The organism is Paenibacillus wynnii (assembly GCF_000757885.1).
GTDB classification, from domain to species: domain Bacteria; phylum Bacillota; class Bacilli; order Paenibacillales; family Paenibacillaceae; genus Paenibacillus_AQ; species Paenibacillus_AQ wynnii.
Genome location: NZ_JQCR01000002.1, coordinates 480,840 through 494,608, shown reverse-complemented (window position 1 = coordinate 494,608; position 13,769 = coordinate 480,840). Strand labels below are relative to the sequence as shown.

Here is a 13,769-nt window from a genome sequence, read left to right as displayed (position 1 = left end):
GTCCTCCCTTAAAAGTTGGAAATTTCCATGTAAAATTTACACTTGTCCTCATAAACAAATGATTGTGTTGTACTACTCGTTGAATACTGTAAACATGGGAAACATTCTTTTAGCAAGTGGTTACATTTATTACAAGGCTCTAGATTACCAAAAAGCTCTTCTTTTGGTTTTCTTGCCAATGATTTGACTTCTTTGAAATATTCATTCTTTTCAGTAATTGTATGTAGTTGTTTTTTTATTAAGTTTTCTATTTTATAAGTCTTTTCTGGTTCATTCGTTGTCTGGGATATTCTAAAATATGGCTTGTAATTATCACATGGATAGACAAAACCATCATTTGATACAAAAAGTGTGTCTCTAAAAATTGGGCATTTACTAGAAGTTCCACGACTAATATTTTCATTTAAAGATATTCTTCGTAAGTAATCTTTGCCTGGTTCCGGTAAAAAACACAATTCTAGTTCTGAGAAGTCTTCTCCTTGATTCTCTCTAATATAGGAAGAAATATCGTTAACAAATTTCAATTCTTCTTCTAAACCGACTGAGAAATCGTATGCAGACTTATTAGAATGTTTGTATTCAAGAATCTGTATTTTATCCACTTTCTTTTGCTTGAAAAAATTCACTAAATTAATAATCTCGTGTTGGTTTACATTCATAAATATTGTATTTGTAAAGATTTTATAATTGAGATTAAACTTGGCTCTAAGATTCATAATATGATCTAAAGAATCCAATTGACGCTGAAGCATATCTTTATTTCGAACATATTTAACGGTGTCAGGGTTTAAAGAATCAATACTTAACCCTATAAAGTTTAGATTTTTATTTAATAAAATTGCATCGTAAGTTCCCTTATAAATCTCTTCACCGGCTGTAATAAATCCAAAAGAAATGTTATGAAACTCCAAGCGTTCGGCTAACTGTAAAATGTATTGATAATCCAAAGGATCTCCTCCGAGCAAACTTACTCCTTCAAGGTTCTCATGATTGGATATATTGCTAATAATTTGATCTAATTGTTCAATACCTATATCCCGGCTCCAATCTTTTCTTTCTGTTGCATTATGACAAAATTTACAGTTTAAAGTGCACTTTTTTGTTAAATTCCATTTTATATACATTCGGTTACCTCCCTTATAGGCTCTTAACTAATAAGTTTCTTAAAAAAGCCTCTCTAATTTAATAGAGAGACTTTTTAGGTAATACTTGATTAACAGCAAGAATTAATTCCTAAGATAATTTGTTTTCTTTTCTTTGGTTGTTTTTTTACCATATAATATCACCTCACTTCCATTATTATGAAAATGATTATATATATTGTTTAAAAAGATATATGTGATAAATTTAACAATATTAGGATTACTTTTTATTTTTTCATTTCATAGAATTCTCCAAAGAGATTTATACACTAAAATGTCCTTTGAAACGTCTGACCACTATAGAATCGCGTATTTCTACCGAGGAGGGATCAAATTCCGATGAATGTAGCTGTCACGTTGATGCAAAAATTCAAAGACCGCGATACCCAGAATAAGCTGAAGTATTATCGGGACAAAGCGGAGCTCATTAGGAACCGGAATTTGCATGCATGGGACGATGGGCAGCTTCAAAAAGAATCCCTCCGGCTGCAAGAAGAAGCAAAATCGGGCATAGATATTCTGGGTTCAGGAGCCGATGATCTGCTGCTCACAGTAGATCTTAATATTGAGAAGAGTAAAATATATCGGAATTTTGAGATACTGGATGATCGGGAAAAGGAAGTTGTGGTTAGACGGTTTGGGCTGGATACAGGCGGGGAAGAGCGGACGCAGCGGGAGATTGTTAAGGAACTGGGGATATCGCGCAGCTATGTATCGCGGATTGAGAAAAGGGCGCTCATGAAGCTGTATCATGAGTTTTATAAGGTGAAACGGCAAGTTTGGAATAGGTTTCCGGGATCAGACCCATGATCTGAGAATAGATCAATTTTAAGTGGCTATATATCATGGACTTCGTTCGGGCTGCTTAACTATACTGTAAGGGATAAACAGTCAAGCCAAAATTAATAATGACAAAGGTGAGATTCCAATGCCAACAAAACAAGGATTTAATCCATATCTACCCTCTTGGGAGTATATCCCTGACGGCGAACCATATGTTTTTGAAGGCAGAGTGTATGTGTACGGCTCGCATGACCGTTTTAACGGACACGCTTTTTGCTTGAACGACTATGTCTGCTGGTCGGCACCTGAGGACAATCTGGCTGATTGGCAGTATGAGGGAGTCATCTACCGGACTACGGATGACCCGCTTAATCCGGAAGGCAGCATGTGCCTGTATGCACCGGATGTCACCGTGGGACCGGACGGACGTTATTATCTCTATTATGTGTTGGACAAGGTTCCAGTCGTTTCGGTCGCTGTCTGCGACAAGCCGGGCGGAAAATATGAATTCTACGGCTATGTAAGATATGCGGATGGAACACGCCTGGGGGAGCGGGGAGGCGACGAGCCGCAGTTTGACCCAGGTGTACTGACAGAAGGAGAGAACACCTACTTGTATACCGGATTTTGCGCGTATGGAGACCTTTCCAGAAATGGTGCGATGGCAACGGTACTTGGTCCGGATATGCTAACAATTATTGAAGAACCTGTATTTGTTGCGCCGAGTCAGCCCTATAGCAAGGGTAGTGGATTCGAAGGGTTTGAGTTCTTCGAGGCTCCTTCCATCCGCAAAAGGGGAGATACCTATTACCTTATCTATTCCTCAATTTCCATGCATGAACTGTGCTATGCGACCAGCCAGCATCCGAACAGAGACTTCATATACCAGGGAGTCATTATAAGTAATTGTGATCTTCATATGGATACGTACAAGCCGGCGGATCAACCGATGTATTATGGAGGCAATAACCATGGCAGCATTATTGAAATCAACGGTGAATGGTACATCTTCTATCACAGGCACACCAACGGGACGGCATTCAGCCGGCAGGGCTGTATCGAAAGGATAGAGTTTCGTGAGGATGGTACTATTCCCCAGGTGGAGATTACATCCTGTGGTCCGAACGGGGCACCGCTCGAAGGATGGGGAGAATATCCGGCATACCTGGCCTGTCATTTGTTCTGCAAAGATCAGGAAATGTACACCGGGGGCTTCGGCCGTACCGGAGCATGGATGGACAGCCGGTTTCCGAAGATTACCCAGGACGGCAGAGACGATGAAGAGGAAATCGGCTATATTGCCAATATGACAGATTCGGCTACCGCCGGTTTTAAATATTTCGTGTGCGAGGGAGTGGCCAAGGTCAAAATCAAGGTGCGCGGATATTGCCAGGGTGCTTTTGAAGTCAAAACCAGCTGGGACGGACCAGCACTTGGGCGGATACCGGTAGGCTATACGAATGTCTGGAAAGAATATTCTACTAACCTGGTTATTCCGGACGGCGTACAGGCACTGTATTTTACATATACCGGAAATGGCGCTGCTAGTCTGGCTTCATTTACTTTGGAATAACCGAGAGGTAAATCTGAATACAAGCAGCGATTAGGGTACAGCCAACCTGCAGGAGAGTGGAACGAGGCTTTGCCGATAGGAAACGGGCGGCTGGTTGCTAGAAGTAATTCGCCTAACTAAGGAGTCGATAACATGCTTAGATTAGTCAATGTTGAGAATGGAATGGTTAAGGGGTTGCCGGCAGCCGACCCCCGAATTGCGAGCTTCAAGGGGATACCGTTCGCTGCTCCACCTATAGGTGAAAACCGCTGGCGCTCCCCGCAACCGGCTAAAGATTGGGAAGGTGTGCTGCAAGCCTACGAGTTCGCGCCAATCTCAATGCAGGCTAGGCAAGAAATCGACGACAACAACATCTATACCCGGGAATGGGCCGTAGAACCAGATATCGTTATGAGTGAGGATTGCCTTTATCTGAATATATGGACGCCTGCCAATCATACCAACGAAAAACTTCCGGTATATGTATGGTATTTTGGCGGAGGATTACAGGTAGGCCATCCAGCTGAGATGGAGTTCGATGGCGAACGCATTGCACGCCGGGGTATTGTGGTGGTCACAATCAATTATCGTCTGAATGTTTTCGGATTTCTCTGTCATCCCGAAATAACGGCGGAAGCACCGGAGGCACCCGCTAACTTTGGTAACCTCGATCAACAGGCAGCAACAAGATGGGTTAAGCGTAATATTGCTGCATTCGGCGGCGACCCTGATAACATCACCGTAGGTGGACAATCCGCCGGTGGCTTTAGTATTATGAGCCAGCTCACATCGCCTCAGAACGAGGGTCTTTTTCATCGGGCGATTATTCAAAGTGGTACCTTTACGAATCTTTACCCGGGAACACTTATGCCTTTACATCGGAATGATTTGAAAGAGGCTGAACAGGACGGTGTCGAATTTTTCAATTATCTCGGTGTATCCTCACTTTCGGAGGCCCGAAAACTGGATACGATCTATCTTCGCGACAAGGCTGTAGAGTACCAAGGATTCTGGGGCACAGTCACAGATCAGGTGTTCCAGGTAGGCAATCCGTTTGATTTATTCCTTCAAAACAAGCGCTGTATGGTGCCGGTAATGTTCGGTCATACCTCTTCCGAATTCTTTAGTGTCCCGGATACTGAGACAATTAACGATTTCAAGAAGATGGCCGTAGATATGTTCGGCGACGATGCCAGTACGTTTCTGGAACTTAGTGGCGTTCAGTCGGATAATATTGAGGAGGTCAAGAAGAGGGCTTCAGTAAATGGGATAGAATACGCGATTCGCCTTGCTGCACAGACCCATGCCGACATCGGTGGCGAGACTCCGTTGTTCTATTATAATTTCGATGCTGAAATACCAGGCTGGGACAATCCAGGACCCTTCCACTCGGTGGATCTCTGGTTCTTTTTTGAGACGCTTGCTAAATGCTGGAGACCGTTTGTCGGTAAGCACTATGATTTGGCCCGTCAGATGTGCAATTATTGGGCCAACTTCATCCGTTCAGGAGACCCGAACGGCCAAGACTCTACGGGGGAGGAATTACCTCGATGGGAGCCCTATACATCTAAAGAGCCGTATGGAATGCTATTCACAGATCAGGTCGAGTATTCCAAACAACAACCGACTGAGATGATGATTTTCCTTGTGCAGCAGTATTTTAAGAAGAACAGATTTGCGCTTCAACAGGAATGAGGTGCTGACAAAATATGATTCGGAGATTAACCTCTTGAATGCTTCTGGTAATTTCTTGGTGTATGCCCTGTCATTTGTTTGAATTGCCGGCAGAAATGTTCCACATTTTGATATCCGCACCGTGAAGCTACTTCAGCAATGCTTTGAGCATTGTGAATTAAGTATTCTTTTGCCATACGAATTCGGCTGTTGATAACGTCATCCATGCAGGAGATTCCAAACGTTTTTTTGTAGATATTCTGAAGATAGCCTGGACTGATCTGAAGAAAACTCGCCATTTTCGAAACGGTCCAGTAATCTCCCGAGTTGGTTTGAATAGCAGTGCGCAGTTTAAGTAATTTGTAGTATTGAGGTGTAATATCATCTTGGAAGTATGACTCCCATAACTTGTTGAACAGCGTCCGTAGCAAATAATCGATGGAAGATTCTTTGCAATCCCGGTTAAAATTGTGTTCCATGACAATCAGTTCAAACAGCTTATGGCAATAGTAAGGGTCACTCAAGGCAAAGGGAACACCGAGCGGAAGTGGAGATTCTGTAATGTAAGGTTCATCGGATTCCAAACGGATCCAGTCATTGACGAAATGGTCGGCGCAGGCTCGATAATAGACTTTCTGTGATGGACTATAGAGAATTGCGCTGTGGGCAGGGTATTCTTTAAGCCCGCCATTTACCCAGAATTGCGCCGGGGTCTTGGTGATTACAAGGAGCCAGTGAGAGCCCACGGGAACATCTATAACAAAATTGCTCGCGTGCGTAGTATTACACTCAACATAGTGAATATGGGCCATCTTTTCCCCTCCTAGCAGGCATAGCTAAATTATATCATAGGGACTTAAATAGAGATGAACACAGCGGAAATAGATTCGTACTATTAGGTCAACCAGTGATTGCTGGTTGGCCTTTTTGCTGCTAAATTTCAGAGGTATAGTTCAGGAAAGTTATATAACAAGTAGGATTTCCATGTAAAACATTTGAAACTTGATGTTATAATTTGGATAATACTCAGAGCATATTCTGCCCAAGTCTTAGCACTGCAATTAGTAATATTTGTTAAAGTAAGCGGGCTGTCATGCAGCTATTCAAAATCATTTTATTAGTTTGGTTAGAGAGGAGATGACAGTTTGCTTGCAGAAACCAAATCCGGGAAGGTTAGGGGTTACATAGAGAAAGATATGATTGTATTCAAGGGTATCCCCTATGCGCGGGCGCCCGTTGGGGCGTTGAGATTTAAGCCGCCGATAGCCTTGGAGGCCTGGGATGGAGTACTTGAGGCGAAATTCTATGGCAACCGGGCAATGCAACAACAGCAGGATGAAGGATACGTGTATTCAGAGGACTGCTTGAACTTAAATGTGTGGACACCGGGGATTGACGGTAAGAAACGACCGGTTATCTTTTATATTCATGGCGGCGGACATATTGAAGGTTCCAATTCCGATGAATTTTCGACTGGTCAACGCTTGATTCGAGACAAGGAGGCCGTAATGGTTGCTCCGAACTACCGGCTAGGGGCTTTCGGCTATTTGTACCTGGGAGACAGGCTAGGAGAAGAATATGCAGAATCCGGAAATTGTGGCCTACTGGATCAGCTATGCGCGTTGCAATGGGTCAGGGATAATATTGCTGAATTTGGAGGTGATCCGGAGAATGTCACGCTAATGGGTCAATCAGCAGGCGGAAAGTCAGCGGCGAATCTGATGGTGACTCCACGCGCTCAGGGTATGTTCCACAAGGTCATTATTCAAAGCGGTGGAATTCAGTGCATGCGCGACCGGGTAACGGCAGCAGTCCTGGCATCATTTGTAGTAGATGCCCTTGATCTGGGTGAAAACGGTACGCAGCAACTCCTGAGCATAAGCGCGGAGGAACTATTGAACGGGCAGATAAAGGCATACGAGCATATTTTGCCCGTCCATTTGTTCGGTCCTGTCGTAGACGGTCGTGTGCTAGAGGAACCACCAGAAAGCTTCATCTCCACAGGCAGGTTAGCAGGTATTCCAGTGCTTATTGGATATAACAGGGATGAACTTGGTCAGGCTGATCCGCATGAGGCATTTGATGAGGCTGAAGTTCCAGATAAGCTGTCATACAGCTATGGGTACAACAGCGGTTATCTCCTGAGTAAATACAGACAGCTTCGTGATACTATGCATCCCGGTTTGGCTTTTTCCACCCTACAGACCCGATATATGTATGGTAATGCAAGCCTTAGTTTAACACAGCTCTTGGCGGAATACGGTTCAAAGATATGGTGCTACCGGTGGGATTTTGTTGGGAATGGCTTACCAGATCATTCCTCGGAAATGGTCTATCTTTTTGGAGTGGAAAAAAGGGAAAAAGCTGAGGGTTACCCTCCGGAGCATGCCTATATGTCTCGGCTCATGAATGAGACCTGGATGGCTTTTATTCTTAACGACGATCCGAACAATTCTTTGCTGCCTCATTGGCCTGCCTGCCGTTCAGGTGCTGGTGATCATCGTCTCCTTTTGGAAGACTATCCGTATGTGGAAACTATCGATCTTCATGCCTACGACAAACAGTTTCCGAGACAAGTCATAACTCTGGATGATCCTGTGAAATAACTTGACGACCAAAGATGCCGCAGGGGGAGAATAACCTAAAAATCATTTCCCTGTTGAGGATTGGAAATTGTACACCCGTGGGAAATGACGAGAAGTTGTACCCAATTAAGCTTCGGCATAAGTCGTATTAACCTAAGCAATAGGAATGCATGAAAATGATGATGCGAGGCTTTACTACGTAGAAACAATTTGTTCTTGGACATGGAGGACCTAATCTCGATCGGAACGATTGGACTCATCAAAGCCATTGAAAGCTACCGCCCCAATAAGGGGACTAAGCACTTAAGATCGTTGAAAAAGACCCGTAAGGACGTGTCGCTGCACGATCCGATTGGAACGGACAAGGAAGGCAACGAAATTACGTTGATAGATATTTTGGGATCAGGAGCCGATGATCTGCTGCTCACAGTAGATCGCGAAGGAAGTGGTTGTTGGGTGGTTTGGGCTGGATACAGGTGGGGAAGAGCGGACTATAGCACCATGTGGTTTCTGACAATAATAGCTGCTCCAGTCACCACTGCTTCTTCCTTCAAAGTACCCAGGGAAAAATGAGGTAGATATTCGGAATAACGGTAAATATTTTTTTTGGCGACATCTACCGCGGTTCGAAAGAATGACTCATGAGAGTGGATGAGCGCTCCTCCTAGAATGATTGTCTCAGGATGAAACAGGTTTATGGCGTTGGCAAGGCCAATTCCCAAATGACCAGCCGCTTGAATGAATATTTCAGTCGCATCAGGATCACCATCCCGGAAGGCTTGTACTAATACATCGTAATTTATTTTTTCTGCCTTCACTTTATACCTGTTGAGTATCTGGTCACTGCCCAAGCTCACAACAGTGCGTGCTCGTTGTTCCAATGCTTTTACAGATACGAATGCTTCCAGAGCTCCGTAGTTTCCCTCATTATTTAACCGGGGGCCGTCTGTCTGAATGATCATTTGACCCATAGCATCTTCCATATCCATGGTGCCGTAAACAATTCCTTCATGCGACATCATCGCAAAGCGGAGACCCGCTCCAACATGTACATAGAGCATATGCTGGATACTTGCACCATTGATTGCCCATCGTTCACCCAAAAGCGCGGTATTCGCACCGTTATCCAGAACGGATCTGATCCCTGTTCGCTCCTCTATCAACTGGCATATGGGCAGATTGTTCCAACCGGTAGCAGGAAAATGCAAGGGTTGTAGAATCAATCCTTTTTTTCGATCAAGAGGACCAACCGCACCGATTCCCATACCAATAATCTGCCGTGCTTCCAATTGGTGATCCCTTAAGAAAACACGTACCTGATGTACCACATAATCCAAAAATTTCTCGGGTGTGAAGGTCTGATCCATCCGCCAATGAACAATGGATTTGGGGTTCATTTGCATATCAAATAACCCAAGGGATGAGTATACCCTGGAAACTTCTAATCCCAATATATAACCGTAGGAAGGATTGATCTGGTATAAAATGGGTCTTCTGCCTCCGCTAGATTCCCCAAAGCCGGATTCTATGACCAGCCCTTCTTTCGTCATCTCTTCTAGTAAACGGTTCATTGTGCTCTTGGTAAGCGAAAATATATTTAGAAGGTCCAACTTGGAGACAGGGCCTTGTTGGGCAATTCGATCATATAGGAGTTTCTTTGGTGATGGAATATGTTTCGAGCGATTATCCACGGTATGCCCCCAAGCTTTATATAAGTTCAAACTAATGAAATGGCATCTACCAGTTACAGTAATTTAATATTAGTATAACTCATATCCCATCGCTTGTATTTACAGTCAAAAAACTTAATTCCATTTTGGGATAAAGTGTTATACTGAAGATACGACAAAAAAAGGGTGAAGCCATGAGAACAACTATGAAAGCAAATAAGAAGAATACGGAGCTAAAGGCAGGTCTGTTGTTCCAATTGTTATGGATATTTGTTCGAATAGGTCCCGTAACCTTCGGGGGAGGTTATGCTATGATCCCCATGATCGAGCGTGAAATTTCTATTAAACGAAAATGGCTCGATGAAGAGCAGATGGATGAAATTCTCTCTTTAGCCGGTGCCGCACCCGGTGGTGTAGGTGTAAATGCAGCGGCCTTCATCGGGTATCGGCTTGCTGGGATAAGAGGTGCGATTGCAGCAATCGCAGGGATTACGATCCCAACCTTCATCATTGTTTGTTTCCTTAGTGCTGTTTACTCACAATGGGCCGATCAACCGAAAGTCATTGCCGCATTGAAGGGAATTCACGGGGCGGTTATTGCCCTAATCCTAGTAGCAGCGTATCGAATGGCTAGGAACGCCATATTTGATAAAACTACCGCTGCAATCGCTATGGTAATAATGGTCGTTTTACTAGTTTCGGGGATCAATCCCATCTATATGATCGTAATCGGCTTATTTATTGGATTTATATTAATAAAAACAAAACAACTATTAGGGATTGAGATAAGGACGGAGAAAGAGCGCCTCGATTATTCTGATGAAGATTCAAACTATCCAGAATATTACATCTAGGAGGGCATGAAGTGATTTGGGATCTGTTTTTAATTTTTTTTAAAATTGGTTTGCTCTCCTTTGGAGGAGGATACGCGATCATTCCGATGATTGAGCATGAAGCGTTAAATGGCAGGTGGCTGTTGGAAAGGGAGTTTCAGGAGGTGATATCTATAGCTGGTATGTCACCAGGTCCTGTCGCAACCAACAGTGCAACTTTAATTGGTTATCGGGTAGCCGGATTTGGTGGGGCGGTCTCGGCAACGTTTGGTATGATTCTGCCTTCATTGATAATCATCATTGTCATTTCAATTTTCTTTTATCGGGTGAGAGACAGTCTGTGGATGAAATCAACATTTTATGGTTTGCGTCCAGTGATAACGGGGTTGATTGCATTTGCCGCGATTCGTTTGGGTTTTATGGGCAGCAAGCAAGATATCCTTACTTGGGAGTCATTGGGAATACTGATTATTATTTTTGCTGCACTTTATGGTTTAATGAAATTTAAGCTGCACCCGCTCACCATTATCGTGGGATCCGGAATTCTCGGGATTGCTTTTTTTTAGACATGTTCTTCTCGATAAATGCACTGAGAACAAGTCTCTCCAGAGAGAATAACTGAAAAGAGGGATTTTTCCGTCATGATCCTTATTCCGGGGGGCAATTTTCTGATGGGGAAGGACCTGTTAGGAATGTGATCGTCTCCCCGTTTTACATAGACCCGACAGCGGTTACGAATGAGCAGTTTGCCTATTTTATTAAGGAAACACATTACATTACAGATGCTAGCGTTTCGGTTGGTCTTACGTTTTTCACTCTTTTGTTTCCGAAGAGACGGGCAGGAAGGTAACCCAAGTGGCTACACTAACCCCATGGTGGTGGGTGGTAGAGGAGGCTAGCTGGTGCCATCCGGAAGGTCCAGATTCTGATGTAAAAGATCGGCTTGATCATCCGGTTATTCATATGTCATGGCAAGATCTGACGCTTATTGTCGCTGGGCCGGCAAACGGCTTCCGACGGAAGCGGAGTGGGAGTACTCCTGACCCGATAGGATTTCACAGGTGCTGTACCTGCGTATCCGTCGCTAGCGTCCTCAAGCTTATTTGGATCTGTATAAAGACGCGGATTTTCCTGATCCGGTAATAGGAGAATGGGTTATAAAGAAAGACCAGGAGAGAAATGGATTCAATCCCGTTACTTCGAAGGGGATCGTACCCAAGCGTCGCTTGAGAATGGCGATGGCTGCTTACTATGCTTTAATTACACATATAGATCATCGAATCGGGCGTTTTTACGTATTGTCTCATATCAGTCAGACCGAATAAGCAACCATTTGAAAAGAGAATGTAACGGAGGAACGAAGTTCAATGAACGCATGCACACCCGCTTTAAGACCACAACACCTTCATGTCATGTGGAAAACCGTCTCAGAGGATTGCAACCTGGCCTGTGATTATTGCTATTACAGCACAGCCGGAGGAATTCCGAATAAACCGGTTCGAGTGATGGAACCGGCACTCCTGGAACAGTTTATCTCTCAGTATATGGCTAGGTCTTCTGGCCAGGCTACCTTCTCCTGGCAAGGAGGGGAGCCCTTATTGGCAGGGCTTTCGTATTTTGAACAAGTGATTTTGTTGCAGGCTAAGTATGCGCCGCCTCACACAATGATAAGTAACGCACTACAGACTAACGGAACGCTAATTGATGAGAACTGGGCGAAATTTTTCAAGCGTTATAACTTTCTGATCGGTATTAGTCTGGATGGTCCGGAGTCTATTCATAATGCCCACCGATTAACCGGATCCGGGAAAGGCAGCTTTGACCTTGTAATGCGTGGTATATTGCATTTGCAACAAGAGGGCGTGGAGTATAACATTCTGACGGTGATCCATGAAGATAACGTGACGAAGCCTGACGAATTGATGGCATTCTACCACGAGCAAAAGTTTTCATATATTCAGTTTATCCCGTGCATGGACTTTGTTTCGCAAAAGAGCGATATGCCTGGGCATTTCCGAATCACATCCGAACAATATGGAGAGTTTTTATGCCGCACATTTGACTTGTGGTACAACGATGGTGAACCGAAGCTTTCCATTCGTATGTTTGAGAATATGTTGCTTGTATTTATGCATCGTCAAGCAGAGTTGTGTGTTCATAGCCCAAACTGCCCCAAGATGATGGTGCTTGAGACGAACGGCGATGCCTATCCTTGTGATTTCTTTATTGATGAGGAGCATAGGTTAGGAAATATCGGTCAAACCAATTTGGAATCATTGCTTGCAAGCCATGTGTACGATGACTTTTTGCAGATAAAGTCAAGGATGAATGAAGCATGCCACAAATGTGAATACCTTCAGTTTTGTCATGGGGGGTGTCCCCGCAACCGGAATTGGTTAGACGTTAACGACCGTTCTGAAGTCGATTATTTCTGTCGAAGCTACAAAATGTTCTACGCTCATGCTAATGATCGGATGATTACGCTTGCGAACCGGTTAAAAGCAGAACAGATGCAGGAGTACAGAAACAACGGCAATCCGCTTCCGGGTCGAAACGGACTCTGTCTCTGCGGGAGTGGGAAAAAGTTCAAAAACTGCTGTCAGCCGCTTTAGAATATTATCGTAAAACTAGATCCGGGAGGGATTTCTTTGTCCTCTGTCATTCATAGCCAGTTCGAAATAAACGTACTGGACGTAATGAAAATTCAATATAAGACGCGAATCCTATTTGATTACGTCCAGCCTTGTTACACCATTTCTTATATCCGACAAGGAGAGGTATTGACGACTTCTTCCGAGGGAGAGGAATATATAGCTTCTGACGGAGATGTGATGATTCACCGTCCTAATGAACCTTTCAATGTCATCTCTAAAACGGATGGCGTACATTATCTGTTTAATATAAATGCCAAGGTGAGAGACGGAGTTGACTTCTTCAAGTTATTCCCTTTAGGTAAAGTGATTCAGATCCGAGACCGGGACGAATATGAGAAGAAGTTCGACGAGCTGCGGAGCCTGTGGCTGCAGGAAGAAGATGATTTCAGAAACGTCCAGGTCGGCTCGTTAGTATATTTTCTCCTTTACGAAATTGTCGAGAGCACAAAGCTTGGTGGACGCCGTTCTTCACATGATCCCCCCATCACAGACCGTTTTAATGAAGCACTGCAATATATGGAGGACCGACTTGAACAAGAGATTACACGTGAGGAGCTTGCCAAACTCTATCATATGAATCCAGTCTACTTTAGCAGGGCATTCCAGAAAATATATAAACTGACACCGATGCAAATGCTGCGAAAGTTGCGGTTGCAGCATGCCAAACAAATGCTGGAAAGTACGGATTATACAGTGGAGCATATCTCTCAAAAATGTGGTTATTATGACGCATCCCACTTCAGCAGGGGATTCCATAGTGTATATGGCAAGGGACCGGCTGAGTACCGGAAAAGTATCAAAATTACAAAAACAAACACCTCTTCTACATAGCTGAAGCTTCCCTATTCAATTATTCTTAATAGCATGAGCAGAATC

10 protein-coding genes and 4 pseudogenes are annotated in these 13,769 nt (G+C 43.9%); 11 read left to right on the top strand and 3 right to left on the bottom strand.

What is annotated here, in order from left to right:
- Positions 1-8 precede the first annotated feature (8 nt).
- Positions 9-1,124, bottom strand: coding sequence for a radical SAM protein (locus tag PWYN_RS04955; protein WP_036649100.1), 1,116 nt, complete (start codon positions 1,122-1,124; stop codon positions 9-11).
- 528 nt (positions 1,125-1,652) lie between these two features.
- On the opposite strand from PWYN_RS04955, the pseudogene PWYN_RS28540 reads away from it, so the two are divergent.
- The 4 genes and pseudogenes from PWYN_RS28540 to PWYN_RS04940 form a co-directional block, all read left to right on the top strand.
- Positions 1,653-1,952: pseudogene (locus PWYN_RS28540) on the top strand (sigma factor-like helix-turn-helix DNA-binding protein); the annotation flags it as partial.
- 118 nt (positions 1,953-2,070) lie between these two features.
- Positions 2,071-3,498, top strand: coding sequence for a family 43 glycosylhydrolase (locus tag PWYN_RS04945; RefSeq protein ID WP_036649096.1), 1,428 nt, complete (start codon positions 2,071-2,073; stop codon positions 3,496-3,498).
- A gap of 36 nt (positions 3,499-3,534) precedes the next feature.
- Positions 3,535-3,618 (top strand): annotated as a pseudogene (locus tag PWYN_RS30585) (glycoside hydrolase N-terminal domain-containing protein); the annotation flags it as partial.
- Between the two features lie 12 nt (positions 3,619-3,630).
- Positions 3,631-5,172: a carboxylesterase/lipase family protein gene (locus tag PWYN_RS04940; RefSeq protein WP_036649094.1), complete on the top strand. Its 1,542-nt coding sequence runs from the start codon at positions 3,631-3,633 to the stop codon at positions 5,170-5,172.
- Between the two features lie 26 nt (positions 5,173-5,198).
- Here PWYN_RS04940 and PWYN_RS04935 read toward each other — a convergent pair whose 3' ends face one another.
- On the bottom strand, positions 5,199-5,963 hold the full coding sequence (locus tag PWYN_RS04935) for a helix-turn-helix domain-containing protein (RefSeq protein ID WP_036649092.1): 765 nt from the start codon (positions 5,961-5,963) through the stop codon (positions 5,199-5,201).
- Positions 5,964-6,296: 333 nt separating this feature from the next.
- Between PWYN_RS04935 and PWYN_RS27825 the strand changes: the two genes are divergently transcribed.
- Both PWYN_RS27825 and PWYN_RS28535 read left to right on the top strand, forming a co-directional pair.
- The gene (locus PWYN_RS27825) at positions 6,297-7,757 is read left to right on the top strand and encodes a carboxylesterase/lipase family protein (protein WP_052087759.1); all 1,461 of its coding nucleotides are present in this window, start codon (positions 6,297-6,299) and stop codon (positions 7,755-7,757) included.
- A 198-nt stretch (positions 7,758-7,955) separates the two neighbouring features.
- Positions 7,956-8,229: pseudogene (locus tag PWYN_RS28535) on the top strand (RNA polymerase subunit sigma-70); the annotation flags it as partial.
- Here the strand turns inward: PWYN_RS28535 and PWYN_RS04925 are convergent.
- The gene (locus tag PWYN_RS04925; protein ID WP_036649090.1) at positions 8,228-9,427 is read right to left on the bottom strand and encodes an ROK family protein; all 1,200 of its coding nucleotides are present in this window, start codon (positions 9,425-9,427) and stop codon (positions 8,228-8,230) included. The pseudogene PWYN_RS28535 and the gene PWYN_RS04925 sit on opposite strands and share 2 nt — an antisense overlap.
- Positions 9,428-9,600: 173 nt before the next feature.
- Here PWYN_RS04925 and PWYN_RS04920 point away from each other — a divergent pair, with 173 nt between their 5' ends.
- The 5 genes and pseudogenes from PWYN_RS04920 to PWYN_RS27820 all read left to right on the top strand — a co-directional run bounded on the left by PWYN_RS04920 (position 9,601) and on the right by PWYN_RS27820 (position 13,724).
- On the top strand, positions 9,601-10,260 hold the full coding sequence (locus tag PWYN_RS04920; RefSeq protein ID WP_084146599.1) for a chromate transporter: 660 nt from the start codon (positions 9,601-9,603) through the stop codon (positions 10,258-10,260).
- Positions 10,261-10,271: 11 nt separating this feature from the next.
- A complete protein-coding gene (locus PWYN_RS04915) occupies positions 10,272-10,805 on the top strand; it encodes a chromate transporter (protein ID WP_036649088.1) in 534 nt (177 codons plus the stop codon).
- Between the two features lie 104 nt (positions 10,806-10,909).
- Positions 10,910-11,279: pseudogene (locus tag PWYN_RS30800) on the top strand (SUMF1/EgtB/PvdO family nonheme iron enzyme); the annotation flags it as partial.
- 327 nt (positions 11,280-11,606) lie between these two features.
- Entirely contained in the window at positions 11,607-12,851 is a 1,245-nt protein-coding gene (locus PWYN_RS04910; protein ID WP_036649086.1) for an anaerobic sulfatase maturase, read from the top strand.
- 36 nt (positions 12,852-12,887) lie between these two features.
- Entirely contained in the window at positions 12,888-13,724 is an 837-nt protein-coding gene (locus PWYN_RS27820) for a helix-turn-helix domain-containing protein (RefSeq protein ID WP_052087758.1), read from the top strand.
- Positions 13,725-13,769 lie beyond the last annotated feature (45 nt).